This window comes from Mesorhizobium sp. W016 (assembly GCF_054719485.1).
Map to the genome: position 1 here is coordinate 2,485,407 of NZ_JBTTIF010000002.1, position 20,629 is coordinate 2,506,035.

The following is a 20,629-nucleotide window of genomic DNA, read 5'->3' on the forward strand; positions in this document are numbered from 1 at the left end:
TCTTCCCCCTTGCAGGGTCGTTTCCCAGACCACCGGAATCGGCCTATAGCTGACCCATCAACAGGCCTGACCGATCATGCGCGTACTCGTCGTCGAAGATGACAAGGATCTCAACCGGCAACTGGCCGACGCGCTGGTCGATGCCGGCTATGTCGTCGACCGCTCCTATGACGGCGAGGAGGGGCATTTCCTCGGCGACACCGAGCCCTACGATGCCGTCGTGCTCGACATAGGCCTGCCGCAGATGGACGGCATCAGCGTCGTCGAGCGCTGGCGCCGCAACGGCCGCAAGATGCCGGTGCTGATCCTGACAGCGCGCGACCGCTGGAGCGACAAGGTGTCGGGCATCGATGCCGGCGCCGACGACTATGTCACCAAGCCGTTCCACATCGAGGAGGTGCTGGCCAGGGTGAGGGCGCTGATCCGCCGCGCCGCCGGCCATGCCTCGTCCGAGCTCACTTGCGGGCCGCTGCGCCTCGACACCAAGGCCTCCAAGGCCGATGTCAACGGCGTGCCGCTGAAGCTGACCTCGCATGAGTTCCGCCTGCTGGCGTATCTGATGCACCATATGGGCGAGGTGGTGTCGCGCACCGAGCTGGTCGAGCATCTCTACGACCAGGATTTCGACCGCGATTCCAACACCATCGAGGTCTTTGTCGGCCGGCTGCGCAAGAAGATGGGCATCGACATGATCGAAACCGTGCGCGGCATGGGCTATCGCATGCGTGAGCCGGAGGCGTAAGGCGGAACCGCTCCCCATACCAGCAAGGAAGCCTTTTTCGGCGCGGCTCTGGCCGCGCTCGCTGGCCTTCCGCGTCATCGGATTTTCCACGATCTGGGCGATCCTCACCCTGATCGTCATCTTCACTCTGATCACCACGCTCTACCGCCAGGCCAGCGAGCGCGGCTTCGACAGCCTGCTGTCGGCGCATCTGTTCAATCTGATCGGCTCGGTCGGCGTTTCCGAATCCGGCCAGCTCACCGGTGCTCCCGACCTTGGCGACCTGCGCTTCTCGGAGCCGAATTCGGGCTGGTACTGGTCGGTGGAGCCGGCTTCCGAAGGCGTGCACGGCAACCTTCATTCGTCCTCGATGACCACGACGATCCCGTCGCCGACCGTTGCCGAGGTGCCTTTCAATTCCAGTTTCCAGCGCAGCTATTCCACCGACGGCATCGGTGACGAGGAACTGCAAGTGTTCGAAAGCGAATTCGTCCTCGATGCCAAGAACCGCGCCGCGCGCTTCCGCGTAATGGGCAACAAGACCGAGCTCGAGCACGAGATCGCCACCTTCCAGGGCCGCCTGTTGACCTATCTCAGCCTGTTCGGCGTCGGCATGATCGCCATCAATGCGATCGCCATCCTGCTCGGCCTGCAGCCCTTGCGCCGGGTTCGCAACGCGCTTGCCCAGGTGCGCGAAGGCACGGCGCAACGGCTCGACGGCCAGTTTCCCGCCGAGATCGAGCCGCTCGCCAACGAGACCAATGCGCTGATCGAAAACAACAAGCGCATCGTCGAGCGTTCACGCACGCAGGTCGGCAACCTCGCCCATTCGCTGAAGACGCCGCTCGCAGTTTTGATCAACGAGGGCCGGGCGCTCGGCGGCGCCAAGGGCCAGCTCATCGCCGACCAGGCCGCCTCGATGCAGAAGCAGGTCGACCATTATCTGCAGCGGGCTCGGGTCGCCGCGCAGCGCGACAGCGTCGTCTACCGCACGCCGGTGACCCCGCTGGTGCAGCGCATGGTGCGCGTGCTGCAAAAACTCAAGCCTGATGTCAGCCTGTCGCTTACGCTGCCGGCGGCCGACATCGTCTTTGCTGGCGAGCGCGAGGATTTGGAGGAACTGCTCGGCAACCTCCTCGACAATGCGATGAAATGGGCAAGGAGCACTGTTGCCGTATCCGTCACGCCGGCCGCAGCCGGCCTGTTCGAGCTATCGATCGAGGATGACGGTCCCGGCATCCCCGAGGACAAGGCCCGCGATGTCTTGAAACGCGGCCGGCGCCTCGACGAGACAAAGCCGGGAACCGGGCTCGGACTTGCCATCGTTGCCGACCTCGTCAACGAGTATGGCGGGGCGCTGGCGCTGGAACGCTCCACGATGGGCGGGCTGAAGGCGGTTGTGCGCTTGCGGAGCTTGCAATAATGTACTGCCCAGGGCCAATCGACACGGCCGAATGCCTGTGTTATGGCGGCCCCTCGATTGCGCAAAAGCCGTTAAGAACGGCCAAATTTCCGACAAATATCAATAGTATGACGTCCTGACGCCCCCGATGACGCGGCCCCCAGCGCATCCCGTTCAAGAAAACCGGTTGTTGGCATGAAGATTCGCGTTGCGCTCGTTTCCGCACTGCTCGCTCTTTCCGGCTGCGGAACGCTGGGCAAGGGCAGTGGCCCGGATATCTCCATCACCAACCCGCCCGCGTCGCCTCCTTCAGGGGCCAAAGTCGCGACGACGATCATCTCGGCCATGGCCGGCGGGCTCGTCGGCGGATCGATCGGCAGCGGCCTGAACAGCACCGAGAAGCGCAAGGCGCTCGAGGCGGAATACAAGGCGCTCGAATATACGGCGAGCGGCCAGAAGGTGACCTGGAAGGGCGACAGTTCGGCCCATTCCGGCGAAGTCGTCGCGGCCCAGCCCTACCGCGTCGGCTCGCAGGATTGCCGCCAGTACACCCATACGGTGTTTACCGGCACGGCCGGCCAGACCGCGCGGGGCACCGCATGCCGCAACGCCGACGGCAGCTGGACGCCGCTGACCTGAACATTGGGCCGGGGTCGGAATCCCGTCAAAGCGTCGCAGCACCCTCATGTTGTGAGAGCAGGGCTCTCGCTCTATTGGAAGAACCATGCTGTTCTGGGTCATAGCCGCAATCCTCACGCTAGGCGCAAGCCTGACGGTGCTGCTGCCGCTGACCAGTGGCGGCAAGGACGCTCCGACCAGCAGCGACCACGACCTCGAAGTCTATCGCGACCAACTGGCCGAGCTTGAGCGTGACGCCGCGCGCGGGCTGATCCAGCCGGCGGAAGCCGAGGAGGCGCGCGCCGAAATCGCCCGCCGCATCCTTCGCCTGGGAGATGTTGGTCAAGCCAATGTCGGTCAAGCCGATGCACCTGGCGCGCGGCAGCCGTCGAGGGCGGCCAGGTTGATGGCAACATCAGCGGTGCTGGTGGTCCCGCTGCTCAGCTGGGGCCTGTACAGCCAGCTCGGCTCGCCGGATCTGCCGTCGCAGCCGCTTGCCGAACGGCTGGCCAAGAATCCGGCCGATAGTTCGGTCGACGAGTTGGTGGCGCGCGCCGAGGCCCATCTTGCCGCCAACCCTGGCGATGGACGCGGCTGGGACGTGCTCGCCCCGATCTATCTGCGCCTGCAGCGCTTTCCCGATGCCGTGACCGCCTATCGCAATGCCATCCGCCTCGATGGCGACACGGCCGCCCGCGAGGCCGGCCTCGGCGAAGCGATTGCCAATGCGGCCGGCGGCATCGTTTCGGCCGATGCGCAATCCGCTTTCGAACAGGCGCTAAAACTCGACCCGGCAAACGCGAAAGCCTCGTTCTATTTGGCGATGGCGCTGGCCCAGGAAGGCCGCATACCCGAGGCAACCGCGGCGTGGCAGAAAATGCTCGATTCCCTGCCGCAGGATTCACCATGGCGCGGAGCTGTCCAACAGGCGTTAGCCGAGGCTGCCAACCGCAGCGTCGCCTCAGGAGAGCCGGCGAAAGGCCCCGATGCCGCGGCCGTCGACGCCGCCTCGTCGATGGCGCCGCAGGACAGGCAGGCCATGATCGAAACCATGGTCGCCGGCCTCGACGAAAAATTGCGGCAAAATCCGCGCGACACGGAAGGATGGATGCGGCTCATTCGTTCCTATGTTGTGCTGGGCAAGGCCGACCAGGCGCGGGACGCGCTGCATCGCGGTATTGCCGTGTTTGGCGCCGACAGTGAGGAAGCGAAGAAATTCACCGCCTTTGCCGCCTCGCTCGGCCTGACGGCGACGGAGTAGGACATGACGCGCAAGCAGAAGCGATTGTCGGTGATTGTCGGAGGTCTTGCCTTCCTCGGCGCCGCCACCGGGCTGACCTTCTATGCGTTGGGCCAGAAGGCCTCCTATTTCTATATGCCCGCCGATCTGACCACCGCCAGCTTGCAGCCGGGACAGCGCATCAGGCTCGGCGGCCTCGTCGAAAAGGGCACGGTCGTGCGCGGGCAGGGCGCGACGGTTGCGTTCTCGGTCACCGACACGCACAAATCGGTCAAGGTCAGCTATACCGGCATCCTGCCCGATCTGTTCCGCGAGGAGCAGGGCGTCATCACCGAAGGCAGCTTTGGCGCCGACGGCGTTTTCGTCGCCGACAGCGTGCTGGCCAAGCATGACGAGCGCTACATGCCCAAGGAAGTCGCTGACGGGCTGAAGGCCAAGGGCGTGTGGCAAGAGAGCAAGAGCCAGTAATGGTTGAGACCGGACACTTCGCGCTCGTCCTCGCCTTTGTGCTGTCGCTGGTGCAGACGCTGGTGCCGCTGATCGGCGCCCGTACCGGCAACCAGAGGCTGATGGCTGTCGGCGGTCCCGTCACGGTCACAGGCTTCGCGCTCACGGCGCTATCGTTCGCAGCACTCGCCGGCGCCTATGCAAGTTCCGATTTCTCGGTGGCGAGCGTGTGGGAAAACTCGCATTCGCTGCAGCCGCTGATCTACAAGATCACCGGAACCTGGGGCAATCACGAAGGCTCGATGCTGCTCTGGGTGCTGATCCTGACCTTCTTCGGTGCGCTGGTCGCTGTCTTCGGCTCCAACCTTCCGGCGACGCTGCGCGCCAATGTGCTGGCCGTGCAGGGGGCTATCGGCGCCACCTTCTTCCTGTTCATCCTGACGACATCCAATCCGTTCACCCGGCTCAATCCGGCGCCGATCGAGGGCCGCGATCTCAACCCGGTCCTGCAGGATCTTGGCCTCGCCATCCATCCGCCGCTGCTCTATCTCGGCTATGTCGGGTTCTCTATCTGCTTTTCCTTCTCGGCCGCCGCCCTCATCGAAGGCCGCATCGATGCCTCCTGGGCGCGCTGGGTGCGGCCGTGGACGCTGGTCGCCTGGATGTTCCTCACCGGCGGCATCGCGATGGGCTCCTACTGGGCCTATTACGAGCTCGGCTGGGGCGGCTTCTGGTTCTGGGATCCGGTCGAAAACGCCTCCTTTATGCCGTGGCTGGCCGGCACGGCTCTTCTGCATTCGGCGATCGTCATGGAGAAGCGTTCGGCGCTCAAGATCTGGACGCTGCTGCTTGCCATCCTCACCTTCTCGCTGTCGCTGCTCGGCACCTTCCTGGTGCGCTCCGGCGTGCTGACCTCGGTGCATGCTTTTGCCACCGATCCGACCCGCGGCATCTTCATCCTGTGCATTTTGACGCTGTTCATCGGCGGCTCGCTGGCCCTGTTTGCGCTGCGCGCCTCGCGGCTGACGGCCGGCGGCCTGTTCCACCCGATCTCGCGCGAAGGCGCACTCGTTCTCAACAATCTGTTCCTGACTACGGCCACGGCCACCGTGCTGGTCGGCACGCTCTATCCGCTGGCGGTCGAAGCGCTTTCGGCCGGCAAGATCTCGGTCGGCGCCCCCTTCTTCAACCTGACATTCGGCCCGCTGATGGTGCCGCTGCTGGTCGTGGTTCCTTTCGGACCATTGCTCGCCTGGAAGCGCGGTGACCTCTATGCCGTCGCCCAGCGCCTGATGGCGGCTTTCGGCGCCGCTCTCCTGGCGATGCTGGTCACCGGGCTGTTCATCGACGGCGCGTCGGTGTTCGCCGCCCTTGGTGTCGGCCTCGCCTGCTGGCTGGTCTGCGGCGCGCTCACCGACCTCGCCGTCAAGTCCGGCTTTGGCAATGTGTCGCCCGCCATCATGCTGCGCCGTTTCGCCGGCCTGCCGCGTTCGGTGTTCGGCACTGCACTTGCCCATCTCGGCCTCGGGCTGACGACGCTCGGCATTGTCGGCACGCTGTGCTTCGGCACCGAAAGGATACTGTCGATGCATGCCGGCGAGAGCGTCGAACTCTCCGGCCACACGCTGCGTTTCGACGGCCTCTTCCCGGCGCAGGGTCCGAACTACAGCGAGCAGCGCGGCCGCTTTTCCCTGATCGGCGCCGATGGCGGCGTTTCAGCCGAAATCACCTCGGCAAAGCGCTTCTTTCCGGTGCGGCAGACGACGACGACCGAATCCGGCATCGAGACGATCGGCTTCAGCCAGCTCTATCTGTCGCTGGGCGATGAAGGCACCGATGGATCCGTCGTGGTGCGCCTGTGGTGGAAGCCGCTGGTGACGCTGATCTGGGGCGGAGCTCTGGTGATGATGGCGGGAGCCGCAATGTCGCTGCTCGACCGTCGCCTGCGGGTTGGCGCACCCTCGCGCCGCCGCAAGCAGGCAGCCTCCATGCCGTCGGCAGGCGCGCCGTGAGCACCAGGTTCTCGTTGGCCTCGCTCACCCTGCTTCTGGCGCTGCTGTTTGCCGGCGCGGCGCAAGCGGTGAAACCGGACGAGGTTCTCACCGATCCGGCGCTCGAGGCGAGGGCGCGGCTACTGTCGGAAGGCCTGCGCTGCATGGTCTGCCAGAACCAGTCCATCGACGAATCCGATGCAGACCTCGCCCGCGACCTGCGCATCCTGGTGCGCCAGCGCCTGGTTGCCGGCGATACCGACCAGCAGGTGATGGACTATATCGTGTCGCGCTACGGCGAGTTCGTGCTGTTGAAGCCGCGCTTCAGCCCGCGCAACGCCTTGCTTTGGGGCACGCCGGTGCTTCTGCTTCTAGTCGGCGGCATTTTCGTTGTGCTGACCACACGCTCCCGCCGCTCGTTGGCAACCAAGGCGCTGAGCGCCGAGGAACAGGCGGCGCTGGACAAGATGCTGAGCGACTAGCTCGGCCATTCCTCCAAAGGCCAGTCCCGCGACGTGTGGATGGCGCGCAGGATAACGATGCTCTGACGGCCGGCGATCAGGCGCAATTCATAGGCAATGATGTAGGGCAGGCGGCCGATGGGCTTCTCATAAGTGCCTGTTACCCGGCCAGGTCGGCCCGTCGCCATATCACCAAGGCCCCGGCCCATTTCACGGATACGGTCCGCGAGGCGTCGGGCGGCGGCAGGATTGTCCTGAGCGATAAAGGCAACTTGCTGCGTGAGATCGTCCAGCGCTTCTCGCGACCAGGTGACGAACAGCTTCACGCCTTGCCTGCGCGCCTGGCTTTCGCTGCTTCGATCACCGCGTCGAGCTCCGCCATGGCGTCGTCGTGGGGCACGACGCGGCCAGCCTCTGCGTCGGCCATGCCACGTTTTATGCCTTCGATGATATCCAGCTCGCGATCGACATAGGCTGAGACCGCCTCGGCGGCGAGGAACGATTTACTACGCCTGGTATCGGTAGCGATCTGCTCCAGCTTCAGCTTGGTCTCGGACGAGACTCGAATGGTCATGGTGGTGCTTGCTGTCATTGTGAAAGCCTTGTGCTGAGTTGTGTACACCATAGGGCAGCAGGCGAGCGCAACCAAGAGATTTGTGCGACCGCCCAACATTACAAAACTTTCATGCACCGGAAATGGCGCCGTAATGTGCGCCTCTCTATTTCTCTTGTCCGAGGATGCTCTGCCTGAGCCGCATCCAGTGAAAAGAGGATACGAGACCCATGACTATCGCCCCCAACCCATATTCCCGCACCCGCAAGCGCCTGTTGGCCGCCGCCGCTTCGCTGGCCATTGCCGGCGGCATCGGTTTCGGCGCCGTTGCCACTGGTACAGCTCCCGTTCTGGCCGACGCCGTGCGGGTCGAAGCGCCGCAGGTACCGGGCTTTGCCGATGTCGTCGAGCGCGTTTCGCCGGCCGTGGTCAGCGTCAAGGTCAAGGCCAAGATCGAGCCTGCCGCCGATGACGGCTCCGACCAGTCCGACGATCCGGACGGCATGAACAACCTGCCCGACAATCCGCAGCTGCGCCAGTTCTTCAAGCAATTCCGCGGCTTTGGTGATCAGAACGGCCATGACGGCGGCAATCGTCGCTTCAGCCACCGCGACCATAACAACGACCAGCCGCGTCCGGTGGCGCAGGGTTCGGGCTTCTTCATCTCCGATGACGGTTATCTCGTCACCAACAACCATGTCGTCGAGGAAGGCTCCGCCTTCACAGTGGTAATGAATGACGGCAAGGAGCTTGACGCCAAGCTGATCGGCACCGATCCGCGCACCGATCTGGCGGTGCTCAAGGTCGATGGCGTCGGCAAGTTCACCTATGTCGATTTCGCCGACGATTCCAAGGTTCGCGTCGGCGACTGGGTGGTGGCCGTCGGCAATCCGTTCGGCCTCGGCGGCACCGTCACCGCCGGCATCGTCTCGGCCCGTGGCCGTGATATCGGCGCCGGTCCCTACGACGACTTCATCCAGATCGACGCCTCGGTCAACCGCGGCAATTCGGGCGGCCCGACCTTCAACCTCAACGGCCAGGTCGTCGGCATCAACACCGCGATCTTCTCGCCGTCGGGCGGAAGCGTCGGCATTGCCTTCGACATTCCGGCCTCGACCGCCAAGCAGGTGGTGCAGGATCTGATGAAGAGCGGCTCGGTGCAGCGTGGCTGGCTCGGCGTCGAAATCCAGCCGGTTACATCGGACATCGCCGAATCGCTGGGCCTGAAGTCGCAGAACGGGGCTCTGGTTTCGGGCGCCCAGGACGGTGGCCCCGGCAAGAAGGCCGGCATCACCGCCGGTGACGTGATCACCCAGGTCGAAGGCAAGGACGTCGCATCGCCGAAGGAACTGGCTCGTCTGATCGGCGCCTACCCACCCGGCAAGTCGGTCGACGTCACGGTGTGGCGCGACGGCAAGAGCCAGACCATCAAGGTCGATCTCGGCACGTTGCCATCCACTGACAAGCAGGCCTCGGCCGACCCGCAGCAGCCCGCGGCACCGGCAAAGCCCGCCGCGCTGGCCGATCTCGGCCTCACCGTCACCAAGTCGGAAAACGGCAAGGGCCTGGTGGTGACCGATGTCGATCCCGACAGCGATGCCGCCGACCGCGGCATCCAGCCCGGCGATGTCATCACCTCGGTCAATTCGACGGAGGTGAACGGCACCGAAGACGTCGCCAAGGCGATGGCCGATGCGGTCAAGTCCGGCCGCAAGGCGGTGCTGATGCAGATCACCCGCGACGATTCAAACCGCTTCGTCGCGCTGCCAGTCGCCAAAGGCTGACATCACACAGTTTCCAGTGCGGCGGTTTCAACACCCCCGAGCCGCCGCACGGGAAGCAAGGGGCCGAACGCGTTAGTCAGTCATCGTGTTCTGCCCCCGGCGGCAGCGGGCCCATCGCCCGCTGCCGCTCTAACATCGAAGCATGTCGCCCAAAAGTGCACGGCGGTTTTGGCAAAACGACATGCTTGAACGAAAGCTTTTGCGTTCATGGCCGCCCCTCAATCTTCCGGCGAAATCGCGTATAACGGCTCTATGAAGATTCTCGTCATAGAAGACGATCGCGAGGCGGCCGACTATATGCAGAAGGCCTTTGCCGAGGCTGGGCACACCGCCCATGTCGCCGGCGACGGCGAAACCGGCTTTGCGCTGGCCGATGCCGGCGACTATGACGTGATGGTCGTCGACCGCATGATGCCACGCCGCGACGGGCTCTCCGTCATTGCCGGCCTGCGCTCGCGCGGCAACACCACGCCGGTGCTGATCCTGTCGGCGCTGGGCGAAGTCGATGACCGCGTCACCGGTCTGCGCGCCGGCGGGGACGACTATCTGACCAAGCCCTATGCCTTTTCCGAATTGCTCGCCCGCGTCGAGGTGCTGAACCGCCGCGCCAGCGCCAGGGAGGCCGAAACCGTCTACCGGGTCGGCGATCTCGAGCTTGACCGGCTGTCCCATTCGGTCAAGCGCGCGGCGCGCGAGATCACGCTGCAGCCGCGCGAATTCCGCCTGCTCGAATATCTGATGCGCCATGCCGGCCAGGTGGTGACGCGCACCATGCTGCTCGAAAATGTCTGGGACTATCATTTCGATCCGCAGACCAACGTGATCGACGTTCACGTCTCGCGCCTGCGTGGCAAGATCGAGAAGGGTTTCGACAAGCCGATCCTGCATACGGTTCGCGGCGCCGGCTATATGCTGAAGAGCGGCTAGAGCATGATCCCAAAAAGTAGGTACCGGTTTTTGGAGAAGATCATGCTCCAACAAAGGGGTAGGTCATGATGAGATTTCAGCCAAATCTCATCATGAGCTAGAACTCGATGGCCCTTTCCCTGCCGGCCATCATGAGGACGACGGCGGCGCGGCTTTCAGCGCTTTATTTCCTGCTTTTCGCGCTATGTGCCGTGTTGCTGGTCTTCTACATGACGTCGTTGTCGGCCCGCATGCTGACCGGCCAGACCCAGCAGACCATCAATGACGAGGTGCTCGGCCTCGCCCGTGCCTATCAGAGCGGCGGCCTGCCGCGGCTGGTGCGCGTCGTTGAGCAGCGCTCGCGCCAGCCCGGCGCCAACCTCTATCTCATTGCCGATGTCAACGGCCAGATCCTCACCGGCAACGTGCAGAGCCTGGCACCGGGGGTGCTCGAGACCGATGGCTGGACGACCGAACCCTTCTCCTATCGCCGTTTCGGCGAAGGTGAGCTCGAACGGCAGCGCAACCAGGCTGCCGACCCGAACGGCGCGCAGCCCGGCGAGACCGAAATTCAGTCCGAGGGCGAGAAGGGCCACAACGCCATCGCGCTGGTGCTGCGGCTGCCCAACCAGATGATCATGCTTGTCGGCCGCGATCTCGGCGAGCCCGAGCGCTTCCGCGCCGTCGTCCGCCGCGCGCTGATGCTGGCGCTGGGCATGATGGGCCTGGGCGGGCTGCTGATCTGGTTCCTTGTCGGCCGCGCCGCGCTGAAGCGCATCGACAGCGTCTCGGAGGCAAGCCGCCGCATCATGGGCGGCGATCTCACGGGACGGCTGCCGGTGACCGGCGCCGGCGACGAGTTCGACCGCCTGTCGGAAAACCTCAACACCATGCTGGCCAGGATCGCGACGCTGAACGAAGGGCTGAAGCAGGTCTCCGACAACATCGCGCATGATTTGAAGACGCCGCTGACCAGGCTGCGCAACCGCGCCGAGGCCACCCTTTCGGGCAAGCACAAAACCATCGATTACCGGCAGGCGCTCGAAGGCGCCATCGCCGAATCCGACCAGCTTATAAAAACCTTCAACGCCATCCTGATGATCTCCAGGCTGGAGGCCGGCTATTCCTCGGAGAGCACCAGCAAGGTCGATCTCGCCGCCGCAGTGCATGACGTTGTCGAGCTTTATGAGCCGGTCGCGGAGGAGGCTGGCGTGGTGCTCGAAACTGCCGCGGACGGGGATTTTTCCGTCGATGGCAACCGCGAGCTGATCGGCCAGGCACTGTCGAACATCGTCGACAACGCCATCAAATACTCGACCGATGCGGCGGAAAAGCCTGCCGTGCGCGTAGCCCTGCAGCGCGTCGGTCACGAAATCCGCCTTTCCGTTTCCGACAATGGCCATGGCATCCCCGATGACGCCGACCGCGCCAGGGCGACCGAGCGCTTTGTGCGGCTGGAAAAGAGCCGCTCCCAGCCGGGATCAGGCCTTGGTCTCAGCCTCGCCAAGGCGATCATGACTTTTCACAATGGCCGGCTTGAACTTCTGCCTGCCAATCCCGGATTGTCCGTTATCATGAGCTTCCCGGCGCGGGAGGACCATTGATGGCGGTGAGGATGGCTGCGAAACGGATCGAGACCGAATGGCGCCTGCAACTGGCGGCGCAGCTCGCGCCGCTGGATGAGACTCGCGCCCGGCGTGAACTGTCGGAGATCGCTGGCGATGCCAAGGACGAGAACCTGCCGCGTCTGGCGAAATTTCTAGGGGGCAAGGGCGCCGCACAGGAGTTTCTCGCTGCCGTCTTCGATCTCTCGCCCTTCCTCCGCGATGTCGCGCGCCGCCGGCCGCAAATCCTCGACGCGCTGTTCGATGACGGTGTCGAGGCCAGGCTGACCAGCATTGCCGAAGCGATCGGCAAGGCCGCCTTTGCCGAGGCCGTTTCCGAATCCAGCCTGATGATGGAACTCAGGCAGTGGAAGGGTGAAGGTCACTTCCTGATCGCACTTGCAGACCTCTCCGGCGAGGCCGATACCGCGCTGACGGTAAGGCGCCTCAGCAATCTCGCCGATGCCTGTACCTGCGCGGCGGTCGACTTCCTGCTGCGCGACGCGCACAGCCAGGGCAAGCTCAAATTGCCCGATCCCGAAAATCCGTCACGGCAATCCGGCTGGATCCTGCTCGGCATGGGCAAGCTTGGCGCGCATGAACTGAATTTCTCCTCCGACATCGACCTCGTCGTCTTTTTCGATCCGGATGCGCCGGCGATCGTCGATCCGCTGGACGCCACCGAGCTGTTTGCGCGCCTGACCCGCAGGCTGGTCCGCATCCTGCAGGACCGCACCGGGCACGGCTATGTCTTCCGCACCGATTTGAGGCTTCGTCCCGATCCAGGCTCGACGCCGCTGGCGATCCCGGTCGAGGCAGCACTTCGCTACTATGAGGCGCGAGGCCAGAACTGGGAGCGCGCCGCCATGATCAAAGCGCGTCCCGTGGCCGGCGATCTCGATGCCGGGGATGCGTTCCTGCGGGAATTGCAGCCCTATGTCTGGCGCAAATACATGGACTATGCGGCGATCGCCGACGTTCATTCGATCAAGCGCCAGATCCATGCCCACAAGGGTCATGGCGAGATCGCGGTCAAAGGACACAACGTCAAGCTCGGCCGCGGCGGCATTCGCGAAATCGAGTTCTTCGTCCAGACCCAGCAACTGATCGCCGGCGGCCGTTTTCCGGAGCTGCGCGGCCGCGAGACGGTGCCGATGCTGGGTGCGCTGGCCGCGCGCAACTGGATCACCGCCGATGCACGCGACGCGCTAACGCAGCAATATTGGTTTCTGCGCCGCGTCGAACACGCCATCCAGATGGTCGCCGACGAGCAGACGCATATTCTGCCCGACGATGATGAAGGGCTGGAACGCATCGCCCATATGCTGGGCTTTGCCGATGCCGCCAGATTTGCCGAAACCTTTCGCGCGGCTTTGCATGAGGTCGAGCGCCACTACGCCGCGTTGTTCGAGACCGCGCCTGAATTGTCGGCCGGCGTCGGCAATCTGGTCTTCACAGGCGATGTCGACGATCCCGACACGCTGCAGACCTTGCACGGCCTTGGCTTCCAGCGGCCAAGCGACATCTGCCGCGTCATTCGAGGCTGGCATTTCGGTCGCTATCGCGCCACCCAGTCGGCGGAAGCGCGCGAGCGGCTGACCGAACTGACGCCGGCGCTGCTCAAAGCCTTCGGCCAGACGCGCCGGGCCGACGAGGCGCTGGTTCGCTTCGACGAATTCCTCGCCGGCCTGCCCGCCGGCATCCAGCTGTTTTCGCTGCTGCAGTCGAATCCCGCCCTGCTGAAGCTTATGGCGACGATCATGGGCGCCGCGCCTCGGCTGGCGGCAATCATCACAAGGCGCCCGCATGTCTTCGACGGTCTGCTCGACCCGGCGCTGCTCGCCGAACTGCCCAACCGAGCCTATCTCTCAGCGCGGTTGGCCGCTTTCATCGAAGGCGACCGGGCTTATGAGGACGTGCTCGACCGTTTGCGCATCTTTGCCTCCGAGCAGAAATTCCTGATCGGTGTCAGGCTGCTCGCCGGCTCGATCGACCCGGCGCGCGCCGGCCGCGCCTTTTCCGATCTCGCCGACCTCACCATCGACGCCGCATTGCAGGCGGTGACCACCGAATTCGCGCTGCGTCATGGCCGCATCGCCGGCGGCACCGTGTCGCTGCTCGGCATGGGCAAACTCGGCAGCCGCGAGCTCACCGCCGGCTCCGATGTCGACCTCATTCTGCTCTACGACCACGACGCGGATGCCGACGAGTCCGACGGCGACAAGCCGCTCGCACCATCGCACTACTATACCAGGATGACGCAGCGGCTGATCGCGGCTGTCTCGGCGCCGACCGCCGAAGGCGTTCTCTACGAGCTCGACCTGCGCTTGCGGCCATCCGGCAACAAGGGGCCGGTGGCCACCCACATCGATGCCTTCAAGAAATACCAGCGCCAGGAGGCCTGGACCTGGGAGCACATGGCGCTGGCCCGGGGGCGCGCCATCGGCGGCGACGCGGCCCTTTGCGCCGAGGTCGAGGCCGAGGTGGCGGCACTTCTGGCCTTGCCGCGCGACGCCGCCAAGGTGAGGGGGGAGGCATCCGAGATGCGCGCGCTGATCGAGAAGGAAAAATCGCCGCGCGATCTCTGGGACATCAAGCTCATCTCCGGCGGCCTCATCGACCTCGAATTCATCGCGCAGGTGGCGGTTATAACCGGGCAGGTCGAAGCCGGCCGCAGGGTGACCGCGACCGGCGAAATTCTGGCGCATCTGTCGCCGGATTTCGCCGAGGCTGACGTCAGGCAGCAGCTTTGCGAAGCCTACCAGCTCTATCTGGCGCTGACCCAGATGACGCGGCTTTGCCTCACCGGCGCATTCGAACGCGATGACGTTCCGCCGGGACTGTCGGATCTGCTTCTGGCGGTGACTGACCTGCCGGATTTCGGTGTGCTGGAAGCACACCTCAAGGAGACGTCGCAAAAGGTCAGAAAGGATTTCGACCTTTTGCTTCGTACGAAACGGTTGTGAGGGCGTGAAGCGCTGGCGGCTGTTTCGGATCGCATCGGGGGTGACGATGCAACAGGAGAATACCCATGAGAAAGACAACCGGACTTGCCCTTGCCTTCGTCGCGCTTGCCGGCGCCGTTGGCACCACCGCCTATGCCGAGAACAATGCCAGCGCCAGAATGCGCGAGGGCACCATGATGCGCCTCGACAAGGCGATGAAGGATTCCAACGGCACCATCAGCTTCGACCAGTTTTCCGACGCCATGAACGCGCGGCTGAAGAAGCTGGTCGCCGATAATGGCGGCAAGCTGACAGTCGCCCAGCTCGCTGACGCGCTGGAGAAGGCGCGGTTCGAGGAAATGGCCAAGCGCATCGTTGCCCGCTACGACAGCAAGGGCGACGGCACGCTGACCACGGACGACATCACCGGGCGCGAGAAAAAGGTGTTCGCCATGCTCGACCGCAACAATGACGGCAAGATCGAGCGCAACGAACTCCCAAAGAAAGGCCGCATGGGCCGCCACCACCAATGGGACGGCGGCGACGACAGCATGGAGTGAAATGGCGATATGTCTCCGGCGGCGAAAGCCGCCGGAGCCCTTACATGACCGGGGCTACTCAGTCCTTGAACGCGGCGGAGAGCACCGCTCGCATTGGCGGGCCGTCAGGCCGCCGCCTTTACCGCCGGCTGCGCCTTCTTCACCGGAATGCGCACCGACACGATCGTGCCGACGCCTTCGGTCGAGCGGATTTTCAGCGCGCCGCCCTGCAGCTCGGCCAGCGAGCGCGAGATGGCAAGGCCGAGGCCGGAGCCGGCGTGGTTCTTCGAAAACTGGTTCTGCACCTGTTCGAAGGGGCGGCCGAGCTTGCTCAGTGCCTCCTTCGGAATGCCGCAGCCATTGTCCTCGATGGTCAGCACCAGAGCGCCTGACGTGTTGCGGGCGCGCACCGAGATATGGCCGCCCTGGCCGGTGAACTTCACCGCATTCGACAGCAGATTGATGGCGATCTGCTTGATCGCCCGGCGGTCGGCGAACAGCGTCATCGTATCGGCGATGCGGGTTTCGACGGTGATCGACTTCTCCGCCGCCTGCAGCGAGATCACCCGCACCGTCTCGCGGATCAGCGGGCAGAGATCGATTTCCTCGCGGTCCACCGAGAACTGGCCGGCCTCGATCTTCGACATGTCGAGTATGTCGTTGATGACGCCCAGCAGATATTTGCCGCTGCCGTTGATGTCGTTGGCATATTCCTCGTAACGCGGCGAACCCAACGGCCCGAACAGGCCCTGTTCCATCAGTTCGGAGAACCCGATGATGGCGTTGAGCGGCGTGCGCAGTTCATGCGACATGTTGGCCAGGAACTCGGACTTGGCCCGGTTGGCGGCCTCGGCGCGCTCGGTTTCCTTCATGTATTCGCGGTTGAGCTCCACCAGCTCCTTGGCGCGTTCTTCTTCCGCGCGGCGGGCGAGGCTGAGGTCGTGGATGGTCGCCATCAGCCGGCGCTCGCTGTCGACCAGCTTTTCTTGGTGCAGCTTGATCTGGGTGATGTCGGAGCCGACGGAGACGGTGCCGCCGTCCCGGGTCCTCAGTTCATTGACCTGCAGCCAGCGGCCATCGGAAAGCTGCCGCTCGAACGTCGCGCCGCCTTGTGGCCCGTTGGTGTTGGCCAGCCGCCGTTCCGAGGCGAAGGCCAGCATGCGCTCTTCCAGCACGGCGCGCGCTGCACCTGGCATGACGTCGCGGTCCGACAAGCCGTTGTCCTTCTGGTATTTGGAATTGCACATGATCAGCCGCTGAGCGGCATCCCACAACACGAAGGATTCGTTGATGTTTTCGATCGCGGTCCGCAGGCGCAGGTCGGCCGCCTCCGAGCGCAGCGCCAGATGCCGCTGTTCGGTGACGTCGACGGCGATGCCGATCAGCTGGATCTCCGGCGCTTCCGGGTCGATCACCTGGGCCCTGGCGCGCATCCACACCCACTGGCCGTCGGCGTGACGCATCCGGAACACCTGGTCGATATGGTCGATCTCGCGCTCGACGATTTTGTTGGCGAGCTCGAACAGGTCGCCGTCTTCGGGGTGGATGATGTCGTCGACTTCGCCGAACGACAGCATCGAGTTGCAGGGCTCGTAGCCCAGCATGTCGTACATCGAGCGCGACCAGTACATCTTGCCGCGCACCATGTCCCAGTCCCACAGGCCGCAGCGACCGCGCACCAGCGCCATGTCGATGCGCTGATGGGCTTCGAGATAGATGCGGTCGGCTGTCTGGGCGCGCGATGCCTGGCCGAAATAGGCGTAGAGGATGATGATCAGCACGCCGGCTGTCAGCACAAACAGCGTGACGTTGAGCGAGACGGTCTTGCGCCAGTTGTCGAACGCCGCTTCCTGCGGCACCAGCACGGCGGCGGCGTTCTTGCGGTCCCGGGTCAGGCTCACCGCCGCGTACCAGTCCTGGCCGCCGATGCTGACATCCATGACCCCGGCGCGGTCGCCGAACATGAACAGCGGCTGGCCGTCCAGCACCAGGCTGTCCAGCGATCGCCCTTGCCAGCCGGTCGACAGCGGCGACACGGCAATGATCTTGAAGGCGCTGTCGGTGATCACAAGCACATGGCTTCTGCCCATGGCGCCCTGGCGGCTCGTGCTTTCCAGAAGATCAATTGCACCGCTGGATGCCGCGGTCGGGTCGGCCGAGATTGCGTTCGCCATCTGGCCGGCGGCGAGACCTAGCACCGCCTTGCCGTCGCGCTCGGCCTCGTCGCGCTCGTTCATCAGCGACAGCACGCGCAGTGCGGCGATGACGATCAGGAAGATGATGATGAGAGCCGGTATCGAACGGCGCAGAAGGGGTTCGGCAGCCAGGAGCCGCCGGTAGGCTGGTTCAGCGATGAGCCGCGTATTGCCGGCGAGGCCGTCGCCTCGCGCCTTGCGCCGCTCAAAAGCCGTCCCTTCGGGCGCGCCCCACGCGTCCGCCTTGGCCATAAATGGCACTCCCCGAATTTCCGTACGCTTGACGATCCGGCAACACCGCACATCCGAATCGTCTGTAAAGAATCAAAGGTGATTCGCCTTGTCCAGAGGCGCGGCCGAAAAACATTAAAAATTGATTGAAATAACGCTGAAATCCCTCCCCTTGAGGGGAGGGTGGCCCGAAGGGCCGGGTGGGGTCCTCGGCGAAGCGCTCGACTCTCTCAATCACGGTCGAAGTTGGTCGAGGTCGCGCACTGCCGCAACGACCCCACCCGTCCATCCGCCTTCGGCGGCTGTCCACCGTCCCCTCAAGGGAGAGGGATCAGGCCAGCGTTCGCTCCACAATGTCCCGCAAATCCGCCGACAGGTTCTCGGCACCGGCGATGGCCAGCAGCGCTTCCCTGGCCTTGGCTTGCCTGCCCGGCTCCAGCGAGCGCCACGAGCGCAGCGCTGTCGCCAGCCTGGCCGCCACTTGCGGATTGCGTTTTTCAACCTCGAGTACGGTCTGGGTAAAAAACCGGTAGCCTTCGCCATCGGCGCGGTGGAAGCCGGTCTGGTTGGCGCTGGCGAATGTGCCGACCAGCGAGCGCACCCGGTTCGGATTGGCCATCGAGAAAGCTGCGTGACCAGTCAGCTCGCGTACCGTGTCGACTGTCCGGCGTCCCGGCACGCTGGCCTGGATCTGGAACCATTTGTCCATGACCAGCGGATCGGCGCCATAACGCGCCTCGAAATCGGCCAGCGCCTTGATCGCCTCCGGCGAACCGTCATGGCGGTGCGCAAGGACGGTCAGCGCTGCGGCGCGGTCGGTCATGTTGGTCGCGGTTTCGAAATGCCGGGCGGCGAGCGCAGCACCTTTCGGCAGCAGCGAGAGGTAGTCGAGCAGGATGTTGCGCAGCGCGCGGCGTCCCGCACTTGCCGCGTCGGGGCTGAACGGCCCGTCGCCGGCGAGGCGGCCGTATAGGTCGGTGAACGTTTGCTGATTGGCGCGCGCGATTGCCAGCGCCAACGCCTCGCGAGCGGCAAAGATGGCGTCGGGATCGATGTTCGTGCCGATGTCGCGGGCAATGTCGGCCTCGCCCGGAAGTGACAGCGCCAGCGCCCGGTAGGCAGGTTCCAGGGTCTCGTCGCCGGCGATCTTGCCGGCAAGTCCGGTCAGCCTGGCGGTGAAAGCCGGCTTCGCGCCGCCGAGGATCTGGCGGAAGGCCGCTATCAGCGCATCGGTGAGCAGCGTGTTGAACGCCTGCCAGCGCGCGAAGGCATCGCTGTCATGGCCGGCGAGGAAGAACTGGTCGTCGGCCTTCTGCTCGACCGAAAGTGTGATCGGCGCCGAAAAGCCGCGATTGAGCGACACCGCCGGCCGCTCGGCGACGCCTGAGAAGCGCACCATATGTCGGCGCTTGCGGATATGGATGACACCGTCTTCGACGGTGGCGCCTTCGACGCCGCCATAGGCGACCGGTTCGCCGCCGGCGCCGACCAAGCCGAAGGTGAGCGGAATGTGCATCAGGCGCTTGCGGCTCTCCGACGGTGTCGGCGGCACCGACTGCTCGATCTCGAGGGTAAACTCGCGCGTCGCCGGATTGTGCGTCGAACTGACGGTCAGGTTCGGGGTGCCCGCCTGGTGATACCAGAGCGCGAACTGAGACAGGTCGCGCCCGGAGGCGTCCTCGAACACCTTCAGGAAGTCCTCGATCGTCGCGGCCTCGCCATCATGGCGCTCGAAATAGAGGTCCATGCCGGCGCGGAAAGCCTCGGCCCCGAGAATCGTGCGGATCATGCGCACGACTTCCGAGCCTTTTTCGTAGACCGTCGCCGTGTAGAAATTGTTGATCTCGCGGTAGCGGCGCGGCCGTACCGGATGCGCCAGCGGTCCCTGGTCCTCGGGGAACTGGTGCGCCCTGAGCGTGCGCACTTCGGCGATGCGCTTGACCGCACGCGAGCGCTGGTCGGCGGAGAATTCATGGTCGCGAAAGACCGTCAGCCCTTCCTTAAGGCAGAGCTGGAACCAGTCGCGGCAGGTGATCCTGTTGCCGGTCCAGTTGTGGAAATACTCATGCGCGATGATCGCCTCGATATTGGCGAAATCGGCATCGGTGGCGGTTTCCCGGTCGGCCAGCACATACTTGTCGTTGAAGATATTGAGGCCCTTGTTCTCCATGGCCCCCATGTTGAAGTCGGAAACGGCGACGATGTTGAAGACGTCGAGGTCGTATTCGCGGCCGAAGGCCTGCTCGTCCCATTGCATCGAGCGCTTCAGCGCGTCCATGGCGTAGCCGGCAAGCCCCTCCTTGCCTGGCTCGACATAGATGCCGAGTTCGACCTCGCGCCCGGACATGGTGACGAAACTGTCCGCAACCTTGCCGAGATTGCCGGCCACGAGCGCAAACAGATAGGACGGCTTGGGGAAGGGGTCGTCCCAGACTGCAAAGTGCCAGCCGTCGGCAAGCGCGCCGCTTTCGACCGGATTGCCGTTGGAAAGCAACAGCGGCGCTTCGTCCAACCTTGCCTCGATACGCACGGTATAGACCGACAGGATGTCGGGGCGGTCGAGGAAATAGGTGATGCGGCGAAAGCCCTCGGCCTCGCATTGCGTGCAGTAGACATTGCTGGAGCGGTAGAGGCCCATCAGCGCCTCATTGCTGGCCGGCGCGATCTCGGTCTCGAGCAGCAGCTGGAAACGGGCCGGCGGCCTCAAAATGGTCAGCTGGTCCGGCGTGGCGAGATACTCGGCCGGGGCAAGCTCGCGACCGTCGATGGCAATGCGCTTGAGCACCAGCCCGTCGCCGTCCAGCACCAGCGACGTCGAGACGGCGGCGCCATCGCGGCGTTCGATCGTCAGCACTGCGGTGACACGCGTTGCGTCTGGCGAAAGGCGGAAGGTGAGGCCGGTTTGCGGGATGGAAAAGTCGTTGGGGCGGTAGTCTTCGAGCTTGAAGACCTGGCCGGTATCGGTTCGCATTCCCTTGGGTTTCCCTGTCGC

The 20,629-nt window shown here is 64.4% G+C and carries 16 protein-coding genes; 12 read left to right on the forward strand and 4 right to left on the reverse strand.

Features of this window, described 5'->3' with window-relative positions; genetic code table 11:
* Positions 1 to 76 precede the first annotated feature (76 nt).
* The 7 genes from ACYG9V_RS12315 (at position 77) to ACYG9V_RS12345 (ending at position 6,901) form a co-directional block, all read left to right on the forward strand.
* Positions 77 to 742 (forward strand): response regulator transcription factor, encoded by a 666-nt coding sequence (locus ACYG9V_RS12315; RefSeq protein WP_023670175.1) that lies wholly within the window; start codon positions 77 to 79, stop codon positions 740 to 742.
* On the forward strand, positions 726 to 2,144 hold the full coding sequence (locus ACYG9V_RS12320; RefSeq protein ID WP_352758646.1) for an ATP-binding protein: 1,419 nt from the start codon (positions 726 to 728) through the stop codon (positions 2,142 to 2,144). The genes ACYG9V_RS12315 and ACYG9V_RS12320 overlap by 17 nt, the downstream gene beginning before the upstream one ends.
* 174 nt (positions 2,145 to 2,318) lie before the next feature.
* Positions 2,319 to 2,762 carry a hypothetical protein gene (locus ACYG9V_RS12325; RefSeq protein ID WP_352744973.1) on the forward strand — a complete coding sequence of 148 codons (444 nt, stop codon included), beginning with the start codon at positions 2,319 to 2,321 and terminating at the stop codon, positions 2,760 to 2,762.
* A gap of 85 nt (positions 2,763 to 2,847) precedes the next feature.
* Complete coding sequence (gene ccmI / locus ACYG9V_RS12330) at positions 2,848 to 4,002, forward strand: c-type cytochrome biogenesis protein CcmI (RefSeq protein WP_352762995.1); 1,155 nt, start codon at positions 2,848 to 2,850, stop codon at positions 4,000 to 4,002.
* A 3-nt stretch (positions 4,003 to 4,005) separates the two neighbouring features.
* On the forward strand, positions 4,006 to 4,449 hold the full coding sequence (gene ccmE, locus ACYG9V_RS12335; protein ID WP_023670179.1) for a cytochrome c maturation protein CcmE: 444 nt from the start codon (positions 4,006 to 4,008) through the stop codon (positions 4,447 to 4,449).
* On the forward strand, positions 4,449 to 6,440 hold the full coding sequence (locus ACYG9V_RS12340) for a heme lyase CcmF/NrfE family subunit (RefSeq protein ID WP_352546110.1): 1,992 nt from the start codon (positions 4,449 to 4,451) through the stop codon (positions 6,438 to 6,440). The genes ccmE and ACYG9V_RS12340 overlap by 1 nt, the downstream gene beginning before the upstream one ends.
* Positions 6,437 to 6,901 carry a cytochrome c-type biogenesis protein gene (locus ACYG9V_RS12345; RefSeq protein WP_352668411.1) on the forward strand — a complete coding sequence of 155 codons (465 nt, stop codon included), beginning with the start codon at positions 6,437 to 6,439 and terminating at the stop codon, positions 6,899 to 6,901. Before ACYG9V_RS12340 ends, ACYG9V_RS12345 begins: the two co-directional genes overlap by 4 nt.
* On the opposite strand, the gene ACYG9V_RS12350 is transcribed toward ACYG9V_RS12345, so the two are convergent.
* A complete protein-coding gene (locus ACYG9V_RS12350) occupies positions 6,898 to 7,206 on the reverse strand; it encodes a type II toxin-antitoxin system RelE/ParE family toxin (RefSeq protein ID WP_023742647.1) in 309 nt (102 codons plus the stop codon). The two genes, ACYG9V_RS12345 and ACYG9V_RS12350, sit on opposite strands and share 4 nt — an antisense overlap.
* Positions 7,203 to 7,472, reverse strand: coding sequence for a CopG family ribbon-helix-helix protein (locus ACYG9V_RS12355; RefSeq protein ID WP_023684527.1), 270 nt, complete (start codon positions 7,470 to 7,472; stop codon positions 7,203 to 7,205). Before ACYG9V_RS12355 ends, ACYG9V_RS12350 begins: the two co-directional genes overlap by 4 nt.
* 191 nt (positions 7,473 to 7,663) lie before the next feature.
* On the opposite strand from ACYG9V_RS12355, the gene ACYG9V_RS12360 reads away from it, so the two are divergent.
* The 5 genes from ACYG9V_RS12360 (at position 7,664) to ACYG9V_RS12380 (ending at position 15,232) form a co-directional block, all read left to right on the forward strand.
* Entirely contained in the window at positions 7,664 to 9,217 is a 1,554-nt protein-coding gene (locus ACYG9V_RS12360) for a Do family serine endopeptidase (RefSeq protein WP_023752740.1), read from the forward strand.
* 252 nt (positions 9,218 to 9,469) lie between these two features.
* Positions 9,470 to 10,144, forward strand: a complete 675-nt coding sequence (locus ACYG9V_RS12365; RefSeq protein ID WP_023670185.1) for a response regulator transcription factor — start codon at positions 9,470 to 9,472, stop codon at positions 10,142 to 10,144.
* 107 nt (positions 10,145 to 10,251) lie between these two features.
* A complete protein-coding gene (locus tag ACYG9V_RS12370; RefSeq protein WP_352762994.1) occupies positions 10,252 to 11,727 on the forward strand; it encodes a sensor histidine kinase in 1,476 nt (491 codons plus the stop codon).
* An 11-nt stretch (positions 11,728 to 11,738) separates the two neighbouring features.
* Positions 11,739 to 14,693, forward strand: a complete 2,955-nt coding sequence (locus ACYG9V_RS12375) for a bifunctional [glutamine synthetase] adenylyltransferase/[glutamine synthetase]-adenylyl-L-tyrosine phosphorylase (RefSeq protein ID WP_460221952.1) — start codon at positions 11,739 to 11,741, stop codon at positions 14,691 to 14,693.
* A 65-nt stretch (positions 14,694 to 14,758) separates the two neighbouring features.
* Complete coding sequence (locus ACYG9V_RS12380) at positions 14,759 to 15,232, forward strand: EF-hand domain-containing protein (RefSeq protein WP_023670188.1); 474 nt, start codon at positions 14,759 to 14,761, stop codon at positions 15,230 to 15,232.
* A 104-nt stretch (positions 15,233 to 15,336) separates the two neighbouring features.
* Here ACYG9V_RS12380 and ACYG9V_RS12385 read toward each other — a convergent pair whose 3' ends face one another.
* A complete protein-coding gene (locus ACYG9V_RS12385) occupies positions 15,337 to 17,658 on the reverse strand; it encodes a PAS domain-containing sensor histidine kinase (RefSeq protein ID WP_023684522.1) in 2,322 nt (773 codons plus the stop codon).
* Positions 17,659 to 17,968: 310 nt separating this feature from the next.
* The gene (gene pepN, locus ACYG9V_RS12390) at positions 17,969 to 20,608 is read right to left on the reverse strand and encodes an aminopeptidase N (RefSeq protein ID WP_352762989.1); all 2,640 of its coding nucleotides are present in this window, start codon (positions 20,606 to 20,608) and stop codon (positions 17,969 to 17,971) included.
* Positions 20,609 to 20,629: the final 21 nt, after the last annotated feature.